The sequence below is a fragment of the Ornithinibacillus sp. FSL M8-0202 genome, assembly GCF_037975285.1.
GTDB lineage: Bacteria > Bacillota > Bacilli > Bacillales > Amphibacillaceae > Ornithinibacillus > Ornithinibacillus massiliensis.
This window is the reverse complement of sequence record NZ_CP150248.1, coordinates 2,696,541-2,713,296: the sequence shown is the minus strand read 5'-3', so window position 1 is coordinate 2,713,296 and position 16,756 is coordinate 2,696,541. Positions and strand designations below refer to the sequence as shown.

Here is a 16,756-nt window from a genome sequence, read left to right as displayed (position 1 = left end):
CCTTGTCCCAAAAAGGGGTGTGAGAAATGGTTAAACGTGTCATCGCAACCGATGAAAGTCTTCAGTTAATAGAGAAGCTAAAAGCCATTCATGGAGAATTATTATTCCATCAATCCGGCGGCTGCTGTGATGGTAGTTCACCAATGTGCTACCCAAGAAACGAATTCCGAGTTGGCGATTCAGACATCCTATTAGGCGAAATAGGAGATACCCCCTTCTATATCTCACGGGATCAGTATAACTATTGGAAGCATACCCAACTGATAATCGATGTAGTCGAAGGAAGAGGCGGCATGTTTTCTGTAGAAGGACCCGAAGGAAAAAGATTCCTCACAAGATCAAGAGTATTCACCGAAGAAGAACGAAAAGCATTAGAGCCATTCCCCCAGTGAGCCACTATGGGAGTGGCTCTCTGCTTTCTTTGGGAGTTTTGGGAACTATGCTGCTCTTTCTGTTACCGTTTGTCGTTTCCCTTCCTCATTTGGGGAACTGAGGCGCTCTCTCTGTGCCCTTTTTTCACTTTCCTTCCTCATTTAGGGGCACTGAGGTATTCTCTCTGTGCCCTTCTTCCGCATTTCTTTCTCATCTGGGGAACTGAGGCTCTCTCTCTGTACCCTTTTTCCGCTTTCCTTCCTCATTTAGGGAACTGAGGCTTGCTCTCTGTTACCATTTTTTCGCATTTCTTTCTCATCTAGGGAACTGACGCACTCTCTCTGTGCCCTTTTTTCGCTTTCCTTCCTCATTTAGGGAACTGAGGCTTGCCCTCTGTTACCATTTTTTCGCATTTCTTTCTCATCTAGGGAACTGACGCACTCTCTCTGTGCCCTTTTTTCGCTTTCCTTCCTCATTTAGGGAACTGAGGCTTGCCCTCTGTTACCTTTTTCCGCTCCCCTTCCTCATTTAGGGCACTGACAACCTCCCTCTGTTACCTTTTTCCGCTCCCCTTCCTCATATAGAGCACTGATAACCTCCCTCTGTTACCTTTTTTCCGCTCCCCTTTCTCATTTAGGGCACTGACAACTTCCCTCTGTTACCTTTTTTCCACTCCCCTTCCTCATTTAGGGCACTGACTACCTCCCTCTGTTACCTTTTTCCGCTCCTCATCCTCATTTCGGTAACAGATACGTTCGCTATCACACTTCCCCCTCCAAACCAAAAAGAAGTAACCACCCTAAAGTGATTACTCCTCATTAACTACTACATTAACCTATACTTCTAATGCAACCTTTGATTCGTCTTCATTCTTATCCTCATGCTTTCCTTTCACTAACATCGTATCCCTATCTCGATAAAGCAGGATTGCGGTTAAAATAAAGGATAATACATCTGAAATTGGGAATGCCAGCCACACACCAATCACGCCAAAATAATGTGGCAGTATTAATACTAACGGGATTAACATCAGGATTTGCCTTGATAAAGATAAAATTAATGCTTGCTTTGGTTTACCTAATGCTTGGTATAAACCACCCGCTACTACCTGCACCCCAACAACAAAGAAGGCTATGAACAGAATACGCATTGCTTGGGAGCCTTCTTTAATTACTTCCGGATCTGCAGTGAATATTCGTAAAAATGGTGAAGGGATGATGACTAACAATAGCATGATAAGGGTAGCACATGCTGTAACGATTTTCATGGTAATCCAAATGGTTTCCCTCATTCGTTCATAATGCTTTGCACCATAATTATAGCCAACAATCGGCATCATTCCTTGCATAACACCCATAATGGGGATGATGGTGAACATTAAGATACGTTGAATTAAACCATATATCCCAACATAAAATTCACTACCGAATTGAATCAGCATACTATTAATCGCAATCATCATAATACTTCCTGCAGCCTGTTGAACAAATGCAGGCATACCAATTGCCATTACTTCCTTCAGGATAGCCCACTTTAATGCTAAATCTTTCATAGACAGACTTAGGGAACTTTTTCCTTTAAGAAAATAGTTAAAAATCATCAGTGTCACACTAGCTTGGGAAATAACCGTAGCAATTGCCGCACCTTGTACTCCCATATCCATTACAAAAATAAAAATCGGATCCAACGCAATATTGATAACCGCCGGTACTATCATGGTCATCATAGCAAAACGTGCATTTCCCTCGGAGCGTACGATATTATTCGTCGCAAATCCGAATGAAAAGAAAAAGGTACCGAACATAATAGGGAACATATAATCCATCGCATAACCTAGTGTAGATGGTGTTGCCCCAAATAGCACAAGTAATGGCTCCAATGAAAAGAAGGCAATCAGTAAACCAGCCACACTCACGATGATAATCATCGAAATGATATTACCAAATACTAAATTCGCTTCGTTTCCTCTTTGCTCTCCTAATCGGCGTGAGATCACTGATGCTCCACCCACACCAAGTGCAGCAGAAATAGCCATTACAATCATCATTAGAGGAAATGCAACGGTTGTTCCAGCTACCGCATCAATCCCAACACCATAAGAAATAAAAATAGTATCGACGACATTATATAATGTCATGACAAACATACCGATCATTGCTGGAATCGATAAATTACGCAATAAGGTTGTAATCTTTTGTGTACCAAGTAATTCTGTCTGCTTTTTCATTTCCACGCTTATTTCCCTTCTTTCATATCCATAATATTATCCTTTATCCGTTCTAACCAAATCCGTAATAGGGCAATTTCTTCCTTCTTAAACCCCTTTAAAGTCCTTTCCTCTGTTTCAGACATATCATCCCAGAGGCTTTGATCAATCATTCTTCCCTTTTCGGTTAGAGTAATCATTCTCGAACGCTTATCCTGTGGACATTCCTTCTTCTCAATTAATTGCTTATTTAAAAGTGATTCTATAATTCCGTTCATAGTAGAGGCTTTAATATATAGTTGCTGCTGCAATTCCCCTTGCATTTGTGGTCCCTTCTCAACGAGTAGGAACAACACCCTTGATTGGGCAACCGTTACATCATATTTAGCTAATTGCTCATTAATTTGATTATGAAATAAATGAGCAGCAACCCTAATTTGATATCCTATATGTTCTTCAATTTGCCGTTCCAAAATACTTAGCCTCCTAATCAAATCATACTTAACTATACTAACATTACTCATTTATAGATTCAATCATAATGTTCAATTTAGTTAGCTACCTAATAATTATGGACAAGAACATACAGAATGCTTTTGTATCTACCAAGCAAAAAAATGGACTGAAATGAGCTCGATTACATATCGAAATCACTCCAGTCCATTCACCATTTCCTATAGGTCTAACACCTCGGGGCACAAATAACTGATTTTCCATTATGCCCATCGAAAGGTAGATAATTTTCACTCATCTATAATCGCGTCAAATGCTTCTGATACTTTATCAAATTCCTCATCTGTTTCGATGGCAGATAATTCACCATCAGCATCCAGCTTTAAGAAAAAGATATCAATATCCTCTTCTGTTTCTTCTTTCAAATCCTCTACAAAGCTAACTGCAACATAATCCGTACCTTGTAATGTTACTTTCGCGATAACTTCCACTTCACTCTCTTCATGCTCTTCATCGCTAATTGTAAATACTTCGCCTACTTCTATTGGATCCATCAAGATTCCTCCTTTTCTTTCGATAGTTCGTAGCTATATTTTCCATTGTGCTTGTTCATTATACCAGTTGAAGGAAAACTCAGGAAGGTCTTTACCATTGACCATATGGATCTTCTTTCACCCAATAAACAATATGTCCGTCTGGTTCAACCTCATAACGAATTTTTGATTTTTGAAGCCCTTCTATCATAGAGGGTTTTAGCATACTTGCTATTTGATTACTTTCATTTATATACTGATTAAATTCCTCATTTTGATATGTATTGGCTAACGAACTGATTTCTAAATAATAGATAGCATCATTTTTTAATTTGAACCATTCCAGTGTGTAATCATGTAAGGCTTGAAAATGTCTAGGAGGAGTTAACTCTTGGAAGCGAAGATAATTATTTTGCAAAGAAGTTTTGACTTGTAGAATATCCGAATAGAGTAAATTAACATCATTAGCATGTTGATTCATCTTAGCTAAAAGATCCTTAAATTCCGAATCACTGGATGAGAATAATTGCTGTCTTTCATCCAAGTAGACCCGTATAGTCTTATGTGTAAAATAACTGGAGTCGCTAATAAAGTAACCAATAAGAAGAATTACGATAACAGCAGGGAATATATACACACCCTTTTTCCTTCCCTTTCCCTTTCCATTACCACCCCCACTTCGATAATAAGTAGTGTTATAATCCGATTTACGTAAAGGTATAGCCATATGATAGCCCTCCTCTATTCATCTAGTAAAAGTTACATGATTATTTTACATGAAATATAGGAGATTTAATAGGTATAATTCGGAAATAATAGTACTTTTTACCTAAAATTATAATCATTACACCATCAAAAAAAGGCATGGCATCCACAGACACCACACCTTCCTTATGAAAGTATATTAAATTAAGATACGACAGGTTCCGGTTTCTCAGGCCCTTTTTCTTCTTTCTCCAGTTCATAAATTGCTTTATCGCTTGTATCCACTCGTTTAATAAATAGAGCAAGGATAAGCACAACAATGTTAATTCCAAGTGCTACATAGAATGAGTACTGAATCCCATTTAGCAATGCTTGTTGAGACATGGAAGCAACAGATGCTTCAGTTAAGGTAGAAGGATCCACACCACTCATTAAGCTTTCACCTTTTGATGTAGCAACCGTCGTCATAATCGTAACCATAACAGCCGTACCAATTGAGCCAGATACTTGTTGTGCTGTATTGTTGATTGCTGTACCATGTGGATTCAATCGTGTTGGTAGCTGATTTAATCCGTTTGTCATGATTGGCATCATGACCATGGACATACCAAACATACGTAATGAATAGACCATTACAATGTATGTGTAAGTTGAATCAATTTGTACATGTGCAAGCATATACGTAGATACAGCAGTAATCGCTAACCCTATTACAGACAAAGCACGTGGTCCAAATTTATCAAATAATCTTCCCGTAATTGGTGACATAATTCCCATAATAATTGCACCCGGTAATAGCATTAAACCAGATTCAAATGGTGAGATACCACGTACATCCTGGATATAAGCAGGTGTTAAAATCATACCAGAGAACATTGCAACCGCATTAACGATGGCGATAATGGATGCTAGGGTGAACATTGGATATTTATAAGGTCGCAAATCTAATAATGGTTCATCCATTTTCAATTGTCGAACGATAAATAGGATTAAAGAAATACCACCAACTACTAAGGTAGTCACAACCACTGGGTCACTCCAACCATCAGAGCTAGCACTACTTACTCCGTACAAAATCCCACCAAAACCAAGACTAGATAACACGACTGATAAATAATCAAGTGTCGCATTTTTATTTTGCTCCATGACATTTCCGAACTTCCAAATAGCTAGTACTAAACTAATTACCGCTAATGGTAAAATCATTTCAAATAGTAAACGCCAATTATGATACTCAACAATATATCCGGATAGGGTAGGGCCAATTGCAGGTGCTGCAATCATTACCATACCGAAAATCCCCATTGCGGTACCACGTTTTTCACGTGGAAAACTTACTAACATGATGTTCATCAATAATGGACCCATCACCGCAGAACCTGCAGCTTGAATCATACGACCAGTTAGCAATAGGCCAAAATTAGGAGCAAAAGCAGCAATTGCTGTACCTATTGTAAAGATAGCCATTGATGCAATAAATAAACTACGGTTAGAAAAACGCGTAATTAAAAATGCCGATGCTGGAATTAATATCCCACTAACTAGCATATAACCTGTAGCAAGCCATTGTACCGTAGAATAATCTTCAATCTCTAAATCCACCATAATCGACGGAAGTGCTACGTTTAATAATGAATTATTTAGAAATGAAACGAAAGCACCAATAAATAATATACTAATCATTAAATATGGCGGTTTATTCATTTGTGTATTCATGATTGTTCCCTTCTTTTTTATACTAATTTGTTTGCATTTGATTATTTTATACCTGTAGTTCAATTTTTGCAAGGTTTTTTTACTATTAGTATAAAAGTATTGTTTTCCAGTCCTAAGAAACGTATACTACACATAAGGAAAGGATCGATTAATATGATGAATGAACGTAAACGTAAAGTAGCTAGTATCGCCTTAAGGCTATTTGTCGAAAAAGGATTCCAACAAACTTCCATCCAGGAAATTATTGATAAAGCAAATATATCGAAGGGAACATTTTACAATTACTTCTCGTCTAAAAATGATTGTTTAGCAGAAATACTAGAGGATATCCGTTACGAGGCTAGCCAGCAACGTGTTGCCATGCAAATTGATAAGGACCCTAACGATCGTGACGTGTTAATTGAACAAATTACGATTTTAATGAAATTAAATAAGGAAAATAATCTCCAACTCTTATTTGAAAATATTCTTTCGACTAACCAAGAGGATTTAAAACAGCTCGTCATGCTGCATCGCGTTATCGAAATGGAATGGCTAGCAAATAGACTAGTTGAGGTAATAGGAGAAGATATTCGGGAGTATGCATCAGAAGCAACGGTGCTTTATTTTGGAATGATGCATTATATGATATTTACCCTTAAGGTAACAAACAGCCCTTACGTATTACATGATTTGATTGAAACATTGTTATCTTATATCGAACTTATCATAGGTCATATGAAGAAGACAGGAAGTACGTTTTTAAATAATTTTGCAATTGAAACACTGAAAACAAATGTACATCGAAACGCCATCACAAAGTCGGAATTATTAGATATGGCGTACCAATTGAAGGAACAATACGATTTTAACGAAGAACAGCAAGACCTATTTGATGTCATTCTTAGTGAATTGGAACAGGAGCGTATCCGTAAAATAGTTGTACAAAAGCTGTTGAAACCATTTCTAGATTTATTTAATGGAGCAGATAATACCTCCCAAATACAATTATTTACCAATGCGGTGTGGAATTATTTGAAAATGGTATAGCATAAATGGTCAGGTGTTTTCCATATGATGGATAACCTGACCATTTATTTATCTTTTGCTCACTTGACGAATATGTGCTTGTTTAGTTTCTGCATCTACTAGTATGTACTCTCTCAATCTCTCATATAATTGATCGATTTCCTTCGTAGTCAACTTATCCTCTGTTTGTTGTATTGTTTGTTTAATAGTTGGGATAAGGCTATTTCGCTTTATTACGACCACATTCGGCGACGTAACTTGTATTTGTTTCAATGTACAGCGCTCACTAAAAATGATATATGAATGGTAGCATGCGTCTTCTTCTATACCTACTACAGCTTTTAACGCCTGGATATGACCACTATTTTGCCAGATTGGATTAAAGAATGGGAACTTCTTGCCACCTGGGAGGATTTGCATCCAATTCTTATTTCCCTCATCTCCAAATATCCATCCACTATAATTCTTGGATTCCAATACGAAAATTCCTTTTTGAGAAATCATTACTAGATCTAGTTCCGTGCTCTTTCCAGATTTTGTCGGTATATATAAATTAGTCATCACTCGATGATACCCTTTCAATCGGGTAAGTTCCTTATAGGTTAAGTATTCTCCATAGTTCCCTTTATTCAAGAATGTACTTAGAAAACCATTTCCGCTTGCTTCTTTATAGCTTGGATGTCTTACAGATGGTTCGATGGGCTTACGATTTGGATGCGGAATAACCTTGCTACTCCTATTTTTAGAAGGTCGATTGACATGGATGTTTCGATATCGCCTAGTTGTTTGATTATTCGAGTTCGCTATGACAATTCGCTTGATAATAAGTATGATGAACGTCATAATCACTACTACTAATAAAAATCCAATACATCCTAACATCCCACTCCCCCTCCAGACCTTATTTCTTGTATCTATCTTAGATGGGATTTTTCTATAACTAGTAGAGATTTTCAACTAGAAAAAGACGGTTTCTAGTTTTAAGCGAAACATTCGTACCGTCTCTTATTTTATATATTGGAACCCAGTACTAATGTCTAAACATATCTATTACTAGATGCTAAATGACAATCCCAAATCCCATTCACTTACTAAAATCTGCCATTTCACCAGAGCAGTTACTGGAATCAAAGGAAGGAAAGCGAATTTTCGAAGAAGCACTACGGAAATAAAAGAGGGCGAAAGTATTCCTTATTAAGAGGGGTGATATCGTAACCATCTCTGTAATACCTGGATTGTCCAATGATAGCTCCCCTTGAAGAGAAGTTAAGGAGGGGTTACGACAAGTAATGTCTAATTCAAGAAGCATTCACTTCCCCTTATTATTCAAGAGATTCTTTCCAAATTAAGTTCTCACCCTGTTGCGTCATCTGTTCCTGTATCACCTGTGTTAGCTTCTCCTTCATCTCACTTGAGATAACAATACAACTTATCTTGCTTAATCCTTTATTAATAATCATTTCATACCCTTTGTCATTCACTTCTTTATCATGACCGTAATATCTGTGGTTGATATTAATCCGCTTAAATTGAACGGACTTCACCCTTTTCCAAGGAATAAAACGACTTCCCACTAGAAGACCATCTTCTAATACGGCAAACAAATTAAAAACATCATGGGAACTAGAAAAAGGCAACAGAATAAATAAGAAGATAAGCCAGTTATTAAATTCCTGTGCGGATGCAAATATAGTAAAAAATCCGATCATGAACACGAGCAGAAAGGAATAAAATATAATGCCTACCTTCTGCGATTTGTAGGTCAGGGGTACTAACTTTTTGTCAGGAAATTTTCTAACAGTTGAAGATTCTGCTTCATTTACAGGAAATACAACATTCTCTTTCATTTTGATAAGCAAACGGATAAACTGAAAAAGATGATAAGCAATGACGGTGAAAAATAGAATTCCTATAGCAATTTTCATATATCCCACCTCCTGTTTTCTTACTTTAATTATACCATAGCTTATCGAGAAAACGCAAAAAATATTCAGATTATTCGGCGATATTGATGAATAATCATGACGATAGGAAACAGAAGTTGCTTTAAAACAACCTCTGTCTCATAAATTCAATTTAATAGGATAGTCAAAACAATTCCATCTGCTCAACTTCTCCAAGTCTTTCCATTGCATGAGGATCTTGATCTTGGAAAAACGCTTTATGCAATTGTTTTTCTTTTGTCATAATTTGTTTACCAGAATCCACTGCTCCTCTTAATCGGCAACTATAGATAACTGGGAAATAATCACGTAAAAATTTCCCTTCTGCATGTGCAGTTAATGCAATAATTTGAAAACCTAATTGCTCTGCAATGAAAAATACAGGATTTAACACATGATCACTAGATGCTTTTCCAAATGGATTATCCATGATAACCACCCGATGTCGTTTCATATTGGGTTCGATATGTTTTTGTTTTTCGGCGACGTAATTTAAAATCCCTAAAAACAACGTCATGTTCTTACTCCATTTTTCTCCTCCTGACCACATATTCGATTGTTCCCATGAGTACCAGCTCTTCGATACTTGATTCTCATTCGTAACCTTCCTACAGGTCACTTTCATCACTTCATTATTCATAACTATTCTTAGAAGCTGTTTTGACTGTAGCCACATCTCTATCTCTTTTCGAATCTTACCAGCATCCTCCTGACCATCCTCTTTCAAAAATGCATTCGAATCAATTTTTTCCAAAATCCATTCAATATGCTCTCGAAGACGTGATTTCCCTACTTCCTCTTCCCAATCAGGAATAGAAAATTTGTATATTTCTTTCCATTTATCCTCCATTTTTACCTTCGTTTTCTTCGGAATTAATTCTAATTCTTGTGCAATTGTTCGAAGGTGGTTGTGTATATGGGTAATAAAGTGCTCTAATTGCTTATCATGATCCATAATGCTCATTTCATTATATTTAATAGCATTTTGAATCCGCTTCTGCATGTTCGTCTGGAACTCCAATATGGCTTGATAAGATTTTTTACTCTCTATTCCTTTGATAGCCATTTCCCTCATTTTGACATTTTTCACTTTGTTTTTACAGAATGATGTAAAGGATTCTTTTACTTGTTCTACTTTATTCCATTCATCTAAGACTTGTTTTTTAGCGTTCTTTAAATGATTGGTTACCTTTTCTACAAAACTAATCCTATCATAAGTAAACGCATGGATCTCTTCTTCCGTTAAGTCCGCTTTTACGACAGAGGGGCCTTTAAAATGATGTGCCTCATCAAATCGATCTAGCCTAATGAAAGCCTCTTGTATATTCTTTAATACTTGTTCCAAACGTTTTTTCTCTCTGTCTAAATATGTTCTTTGCTCCATTAATTTCTTATGTTCCAATTGGAGAGATGCCGTTACTTGATCCAATGATTTAGAAAACTGAATCGGCTCGCGATTGGGAAATTTTCGTTTTAATTCTTTATTGGCTATATCAAAGACTGTTTTTTGCTCAATCAATTTCTCTTTTCTATCATCAAAATCTTTCTTTAGTGACTTAACAGTTTGATCTAGTTCTTTGATTTTGATTCGGAGCGACGCAATGATTTCTTTCCCGTTAGAAGGAAACATTACATCTTCATCTAGTTCATTCTGTTCTTCTTTTAGTTCTTTTATATCTTCTCCAATACGCTTGTTATTTGCTATAGCATTTTCTAATTTTATTTTTACTTCATTACGTGTACTAGAGAGCTTTCGTTCCGCAAACAATAACTCCTGTCTTTCTTCTTCAAGCAGTTTCCTCGATTTAGCTGTAAATATAGGTCGGAAATTCTTTACTTCTCCATATAGTGGATCCTCTATTAGTTGATTATAGTTGGATTTTACCGCACTTAATTTATCACGAAGTTCTGACCCTTGTTCCACTAGACCTTCTATTACGTTTTGTTGATAGGTAATTTGTTTGTTCATTTCGTCGATTTTTTCGGATAGTTTCCTTTGTTTTTCCTCTAATTCTAGTTTCTCCTTTTCATATTGAAGGAAGCGATATCCCTCTGTAAGGTTCCGTTGTAATCCACTATACTCATTTTGATATTGATCAATACGACTTAATTGGGATTTCCATTGATTTTCATATCCTTCTATTTGTTTCCCTATTTCTTCTACTTGGGAGCGAATAGAATCTACTTGCTTCCCTAATTCAAATAAATCCTCCTTCTTAGACTGATACCTATCATATGGATACTGCTTCAGAAAATCATCCAGTTCCTCTTTTCCTTTGTTCCAATGGTCTAGTGTTCTATCTACTTCTTCACGAGCAATGGTTGCCTTTTGGGCAAGGTTGGCCATCCGTGTTTTCCACTCATCAAATTGTGTAATATCCTGGTTCATTATCCAATGCTCTGGGACAATCGGATAATTCGAATCATTCTTCCCTTGTACAATGGCAAGGGCATCTTCCATTGTCATCACGATTATTGGAAAATGAATATGCTGATGAATATGCTGAACCTTTCGATTCACTTGTTCTAACTCATTCTTTGTTGTCAGGAGGGTAATTGGCCAGAGTGGGTAACTTTTCGCCTGTTCTTTATAGGATTCCTCTAATGAATTTATATACTGAATTCCAGTTTCCAAGTAAGAAAACTGATTCCTCCATTGATGAATTTGCTTTTCCGTATAGGAATCAGCGAAAAATAAATCCTGCTTCCCATAATCATCCAAATAACGATGGGCAGCCCGTTCCTTGTCAAAAAGAACCTCCCTCTCTTCGTAAAGCTTATGGATTTTTTGATCTAGTTGCTGTCTTATGGAATGTTCTTTTAAATAAACGGAATCCACATTAGCCCAATTGGTACGTAATCCAGCTAGTCTATCCCGTACTTTTTGGTGTGCCCTATCAGCTTGTTTCATTACATGCTCTAAGCTTGTCTGTTCATTCGTTTTGCTATCCTTTTCTTTCAAGAGATTTTCTTTTTGTATATTCATTTCATTCATCTGTTTCTCCAGCTGATTATTGGAGTTTTTCAGGCTTACCATTTCTTCATCTAAATAGGTAAACCGTTCTTCCCAAGCACTGACACGATCAGCCACTTGCTCTTGATCTGGATTGGATAATATTCGTTTCTTAATACGATTCATTTCATCATCAATCGTTTTGAGCTTACCTATATTCTGATGATAACTTCCCCTCCATTCATCCAATTGGTTCCTTAATGTCTTCTGCTTCTTCGTTTCCTCGTCCAAACGGTTTTGGAGTGATTGCTTTTCAACCTCTATCCATTGCTGTTGTTTCTGTACATTTTCTAATTCCGTCGTAAAATACCCCATTAACTTTTGACTATTCTCTGCTAGTTGATCCTGAATTTCCGCTATTTCTTGCTCCTGATCCATCTCCTCTAACTGTTTCTGGAAGGAAGCGATCCTATCTTTCTCTTCTTCTTGGTCCTTTTTCAGTTCCGCTAGCTTCAAAGAAAAATAGTTCTTCATGGTTTCCGCCTTTGAATCTTCCTTTGAGCTTAATCGCTCACTAGCAACACGTAATGTTTCATTCAACTTGTCCAACAATATATTTTCTTGTTGAATATTACATGATAATTGCTTGTATTCCAGATTTTGCGTATCCGCTTCTAATTGTTGTCCTTTTTCATTTACATTGCTTAATGCGGATTCATTTTCTAGTCTTTGTGAATCAATTAAGTCCATTATTGCCTTCGCATGTTGTTTACTTTGCTCATAATCTTGTTGTTTCTGATACAAACCTCCATACGTTTTTACATATTGAGTTAAATTTTCCTCGATAGCTCGATTTTCTTCTATTTGTTCTTTTAATTCCTTATATAACTTAAAGCTAGAGCGATGCTTCTCAAATGTATCGGCAAATGAATTAGGGTCATGTCCAGTGATAGAGTTTTCCACTGTTGGAATCAGAAGACGGTCGAACAGTTGATTCGTTTGTTTGCATTCATCAAAGAATGTTTCTACACCACCTTCTGTACTATTGATTTTGACGATACTTTCCCATTCATTCGCAATAATATGATATTGATTTTCAATATAGGCTTGAAACTCTTTAATGGTTTGAAACGTTTCAGCGTTCATATACTGCTGTTTCATTTGACTGTAGTATTCCGAAATCTCTCCACGATCTGCTGGTCGGTTCGTCTTGTCTTTCACAAAGGGGATATTCTCAATGCTATGCTTATCCCCTCCTTGATAGGAATAGACATAACGATGGGAGTCCAGTCCTTGTTTAGTAAGAAATAAACTAACAGCAGTAACTACATATCGTCTAGGTTGTTCTGATAATAACCACTCTATGGCAATGTGAGCAGGATAGTTATCTAGTTGTAGCGTTTGCTTTATCTTTCGGTCAGCAAGACTAACATGTGGGATAATTGCTTGCAGGGCAGTTTGAATAAATACAGTCTTTCCCCCACCATTTTCCAGTAGAATCGCCCCATTAAACCCATCAAATCTAAAAATATCGTCATTATATCGCTTCATTCCGTCCTCGTACACGACATTGGTAAAACGAATTTTACTAATCGATGGCATGTTCTTCTTCCTCCTCCCATTGATAGATAAATTCTAAAATCCCTTTATTATATTCCACTTCCATAAAAAATCGTTGTACAATTGTTTTGGCTTTTTCCGTTAAGGTCACTTCATTATTTCCAATTTCTTCGATTAATTCCTGGCTGATGAGAAATCGTTTCGTTGTATCCATAAAACTTAATCTACTAATCGTGTTCCCACTTTGTTTCTTGGCAGATTCTTTAATATCATTCATGTCTTCCCATTTTTCTATAATCTGAGTCCAATTATAGGAAAAGTCATGCTCTAGTTTCTGCAATTGTTCTTCATCATGCTCCTTTAGCATATTTATCCGATCATGAACTAGTCTCACCCAGTCATCTATCGACAGAAAATCTCTTGTCGCTTCTAGTGTTTGGTAACTATCATAAAATGCCCCGAACAGTACAATAGTGGAAAAATACATTAAATAAATATCCGCATTTGTTGCACCAGACTTTAAATACATCCTTTTAATATAATCGTTATTCACATGAAATGGCGACAGCTTTGTCTTAGGTATCATATAAAGTAGCTCTCCAGCAATAATAACAACACAATCAACCTGATGAACAAATCCATCTACTAATCCTCTAATATTCTCGTCAGCTATGTATAAAGAAAGGAAATCCGAACCAACCTGCCCATCCCTGGCAAGATTCGTATAAATTTCAAATGCCTTCATTACTTTATTCTCACTATAGTTCATCTGCTTCATCCCCCATTACGATGACATCCATATTTTGAATAGCAAATCGTTCTGTTACGTTAAGCCGTTCCTTTCGCTCTTGTATTTTTAGTGTTCGGTTACCTAATAGTGCTAAAGCAAGATCTAAACTATTAAACTGTTCATCTTCAGCTTGTTCTATCACCCCTGAAACAATAGGAGATCTCTGATGTAATAGAATCCAAAAATCGTAGAAAAACCGCTGATGAAGTAATGTCTCCTTATCTTCATTTCGAACATAATCGATTATTTCCTTTAGCTGACTACACTTATTTTCCAATGCTTCTAGTGTTATTTTCATTATAAAGGCATAATTATTTCTTATTCGTTCCTGGTAATCGTTCTGCTCATCATCGTCTACATCCATAAAACTATAATCTGCATGGTTCTCTCTATCTTCTCGAATGTTTTGTTCTGCAAAAATAGTAAGCGGAGACCAGCTTTCTACATGGTGAATCCGTAAAAATGGATGAAGTAACCCTTTCATTGCCTCTAATGGTAATGGGGTACTGATAAGCTTTGCATTAATATCTTGATCAAAATTAAACGCATCAATACCAGTGTAATAAAGTGATTCCTGGGCTGCTTTTAATGTATGATTTTTCAATTCGATGCTTTGCTCTAGTAGCCTTGAATGCTCATAATGAACTTCTTCTAATTGAACGGTAATTTCCAGCACATATCCATAGGTTTTCTTCTCTTTTTGATGGTAATCCTTTTCAAATAGTCTTTCTTTTGTTTCATTCACAAATTGTCTTAACTCTAAGAACTCCTCGTTTTCCCTCTCCAACCTAGCGTATATGTCTTCTAATAGCTGCTTATAACGCTCAAATGTTTCCTCTGAAACAATACTTCTTTGGATTTCGTGTCGTAATTTCTTTAGCCTTTCATTGAGTGATTCTACATCAATATGCATTTCATTAATTTGCCGTAATGCCCCTTTAAATTCACCCTTTTCCAGCTGTTTTCTTAACATTAGTTGATTAATGGATAATTGAAATTCACTGTAAAACTCCTTTGTTGCAAAGATAAGCTCCAATCCATCTTCATCTAATGTGTAATACTGTGTATTAGTCTTTGAATCAAAAGCATTCGCTTTTAAAATCGCGTACTCTAGCTGATCATTTTTCTTTGTCTCCCAGTTGTAAAATGGATATGCTCGCTTTTTACCAGTAGTGGGGCGAAAGGTTTGAATAATGATAAAAGCAATTTCTGCATACGCTTTTTCATCTAATTTATAGGTATTTTTCGTTAACTGTTTTATAAAGTTGGCTAAGTCTTTCGTACCAACTTTTGGATTACGGATTATTTTTTGTTCAAAGAAAAACAAGAGTGTAAGTAATCCCAACCCCTTCATATCAATCGGTCTATCAATGAGGTCCTTCATCTTTTTTCTATCTAGTTCATAAAGTGGATCAAATAATGCTAATCGCCTGGATCGTTCCCTATAGCCAGAAGTAATTTCTGCAAGTGAGGTTAGTTCCATTGTGCATTCCTCCATATATGCTGCAATTCCTTTGTTTTTAACACTTCTTGAGGGTAATATTGCCCATTGTCTATTATGTTCTGCAACTGAGATTGTTCCTTCTGATTAAAACAAGCTAGAAAAGCTTCATTTGCTTCTTCATCCAATCGTTGATTTGTTTTACCAACCAAAGGAGTTTTCTGTAAACATGCTTGATAAAAAGGCAGCGCTAGCTTCATCGACACTTTTTTATCAAGTTGATACCAAATGGTTATACCAGCTCTATCCAGGTCGCCAAAATAGTAAAACAATTGCTTGACACCTTGCAAAGGAAGCTGGCGTTCGAAATGTTCGATACTTTTTATAATCTTTTTCCCACTTCCATAGATTAATGTGGAGAATATTGTATTAGGCAATTCATCTAATAAAGCTTGATAGGTTGTTTTATTTTCTACAACGAGGTGAAGTTGTGTTGAACAGGTCAATCGGCTTGGGTTTACTGCAAACATCAGTGGATCGGAAACAGGAATTACTTTCATTTCCTCCCAAAGTCCAATACGCTCTAATAATTCTTTTCCTTGTTTCTCACTAATCCACTTTTCATCGCCAACGAGCTCTACACTGCGCTCAGGTGCTGGTACTTCGTACGTTGGTAAACCAAATGATGCTATATATTGGTGGATTTTCAATAGAAAGGGGATATCTTGTTTCCATTGTGATGGATTCAATCGAAAATAAGGATCAAGCTGGATGGAAGGATGAAGTTGAATACGGTATTGCTTAATTTCTTGATGAAAATCCTCTCTCAATAGTTGTTTTTGAATCCGATATGTATGGGCTAGTGACGGGGTACGACTATTCCTACCTTTCGATTTAACCATTTCCAAAATCCCTTCTTCTTCTAAAGAAAGGATGAGAATAGCAAAATCTTGGTATGAAAGCTTATACTCATCTACCAATTTCTCTAACGCTTCGATTTCGATGCTTTTTTTACTATAGTTTAGTAATGCTTGTATCACGATATTTTTCACGCTTATCACTCCATAACAGACAAT

Annotated in this window: 13 protein-coding genes; 2 read left to right on the top strand and 11 right to left on the bottom strand. The window is 36.5% G+C overall.

All coding sequences use genetic code 11. The features are described from left to right. Positions 1–26 precede the first annotated feature (26 nt). Positions 27–392, top strand: a complete 366-nt coding sequence (locus MKY78_RS13865) for a DUF779 domain-containing protein (RefSeq protein WP_339213453.1) — start codon at positions 27–29, stop codon at positions 390–392. Positions 393–1,207: 815 nt separating this feature from the next. On the opposite strand, the gene MKY78_RS13860 is transcribed toward MKY78_RS13865, so the two are convergent. The 5 genes from MKY78_RS13860 to MKY78_RS13840 form a co-directional block, all read right to left on the bottom strand. Continuing rightward, a complete protein-coding gene (locus tag MKY78_RS13860) occupies positions 1,208–2,599 on the bottom strand; it encodes an MATE family efflux transporter (RefSeq protein ID WP_339217915.1) in 1,392 nt (463 codons plus the stop codon). Between the two features lie 8 nt (positions 2,600–2,607). Beyond that, positions 2,608–3,051 carry a MarR family transcriptional regulator gene (locus tag MKY78_RS13855; RefSeq protein ID WP_339213451.1) on the bottom strand — a complete coding sequence of 148 codons (444 nt, stop codon included), beginning with the start codon at positions 3,049–3,051 and terminating at the stop codon, positions 2,608–2,610. A 270-nt stretch (positions 3,052–3,321) separates the two neighbouring features. Continuing rightward, the gene (locus tag MKY78_RS13850) at positions 3,322–3,585 is read right to left on the bottom strand and encodes a DUF1292 domain-containing protein (protein ID WP_339213450.1); all 264 of its coding nucleotides are present in this window, start codon (positions 3,583–3,585) and stop codon (positions 3,322–3,324) included. 91 nt (positions 3,586–3,676) lie between these two features. Continuing rightward, positions 3,677–4,291 (bottom strand): hypothetical protein, encoded by a 615-nt coding sequence (locus MKY78_RS13845; protein WP_339213448.1) that lies wholly within the window; start codon positions 4,289–4,291, stop codon positions 3,677–3,679. A 182-nt stretch (positions 4,292–4,473) separates the two neighbouring features. Further along, positions 4,474–5,985, bottom strand: a complete 1,512-nt coding sequence (locus MKY78_RS13840) for an MDR family MFS transporter (protein WP_339213447.1) — start codon at positions 5,983–5,985, stop codon at positions 4,474–4,476. A 153-nt stretch (positions 5,986–6,138) separates the two neighbouring features. Here MKY78_RS13840 and MKY78_RS13835 point away from each other — a divergent pair, with 153 nt between their 5' ends. Continuing rightward, positions 6,139–7,014: a TetR/AcrR family transcriptional regulator gene (locus MKY78_RS13835; RefSeq protein WP_339213446.1), complete on the top strand. Its 876-nt coding sequence runs from the start codon at positions 6,139–6,141 to the stop codon at positions 7,012–7,014. Between the two features lie 48 nt (positions 7,015–7,062). Here the strand turns inward: MKY78_RS13835 and MKY78_RS13830 are convergent, their stop codons facing one another. The 6 genes from MKY78_RS13830 to MKY78_RS13805 form a co-directional block, all read right to left on the bottom strand. Then, positions 7,063–7,875, bottom strand: a complete 813-nt coding sequence (locus tag MKY78_RS13830; protein WP_339213445.1) for a nuclease-related domain-containing protein — start codon at positions 7,873–7,875, stop codon at positions 7,063–7,065. A 440-nt stretch (positions 7,876–8,315) separates the two neighbouring features. Next, the gene (locus tag MKY78_RS13825; protein WP_339213444.1) at positions 8,316–8,918 is read right to left on the bottom strand and encodes a hypothetical protein; all 603 of its coding nucleotides are present in this window, start codon (positions 8,916–8,918) and stop codon (positions 8,316–8,318) included. Between the two features lie 163 nt (positions 8,919–9,081). Beyond that, complete coding sequence (locus MKY78_RS13820; protein ID WP_339213443.1) at positions 9,082–13,491, bottom strand: hypothetical protein; 4,410 nt, start codon at positions 13,489–13,491, stop codon at positions 9,082–9,084. Continuing rightward, entirely contained in the window at positions 13,478–14,218 is a 741-nt protein-coding gene (locus MKY78_RS13815; protein WP_339213442.1) for a DUF6063 family protein, read from the bottom strand. Before MKY78_RS13815 ends, MKY78_RS13820 begins: the two co-directional genes overlap by 14 nt. Further along, on the bottom strand, positions 14,208–15,722 hold the full coding sequence (locus MKY78_RS13810) for a replicative DNA helicase (RefSeq protein ID WP_339213441.1): 1,515 nt from the start codon (positions 15,720–15,722) through the stop codon (positions 14,208–14,210). The genes MKY78_RS13815 and MKY78_RS13810 overlap by 11 nt, the downstream gene beginning before the upstream one ends. Beyond that, positions 15,713–16,732: a Wadjet anti-phage system protein JetD domain-containing protein gene (locus MKY78_RS13805; protein ID WP_339213439.1), complete on the bottom strand. Its 1,020-nt coding sequence runs from the start codon at positions 16,730–16,732 to the stop codon at positions 15,713–15,715. Before MKY78_RS13805 ends, MKY78_RS13810 begins: the two co-directional genes overlap by 10 nt. Positions 16,733–16,756: the final 24 nt, after the last annotated feature.

Excerpts from the sequence above, each read along its gene's own strand:
- MKY78_RS13830 (WP_339213445.1), bottom strand. The coding sequence starts at position 7,875 with ATGTTAGGATGTATTGGATTTTTATTAGTAGTAGTGATTATGACGTTC.
- MKY78_RS13845 (WP_339213448.1), bottom strand. The coding sequence starts at position 4,291 with ATGGCTATACCTTTACGTAAATCGGATTATAACACTACTTATTATCGA.
- MKY78_RS13815 (WP_339213442.1), bottom strand. The coding sequence starts at position 14,218 with ATGAACTATAGTGAGAATAAAGTAATGAAGGCATTTGAAATTTATACG.
- MKY78_RS13860 (WP_339217915.1), bottom strand. The coding sequence starts at position 2,599 with ATGAAAAAGCAGACAGAATTACTTGGTACACAAAAGATTACAACCTTA.
- MKY78_RS13835 (WP_339213446.1), top strand. The coding sequence starts at position 6,139 with ATGATGAATGAACGTAAACGTAAAGTAGCTAGTATCGCCTTAAGGCTA.
- MKY78_RS13865 (WP_339213453.1), top strand. The coding sequence starts at position 27 with ATGGTTAAACGTGTCATCGCAACCGATGAAAGTCTTCAGTTAATAGAG.
- MKY78_RS13820 (WP_339213443.1), bottom strand. The coding sequence starts at position 13,491 with ATGCCATCGATTAGTAAAATTCGTTTTACCAATGTCGTGTACGAGGAC.
- MKY78_RS13850 (WP_339213450.1), bottom strand. The coding sequence starts at position 3,585 with ATGGATCCAATAGAAGTAGGCGAAGTATTTACAATTAGCGATGAAGAG.
- MKY78_RS13810 (WP_339213441.1), bottom strand. The coding sequence starts at position 15,722 with ATGGAACTAACCTCACTTGCAGAAATTACTTCTGGCTATAGGGAACGA.
- MKY78_RS13840 (WP_339213447.1), bottom strand. The coding sequence starts at position 5,985 with ATGAATACACAAATGAATAAACCGCCATATTTAATGATTAGTATATTA.
- MKY78_RS13825 (WP_339213444.1), bottom strand. The coding sequence starts at position 8,918 with ATGAAAATTGCTATAGGAATTCTATTTTTCACCGTCATTGCTTATCAT.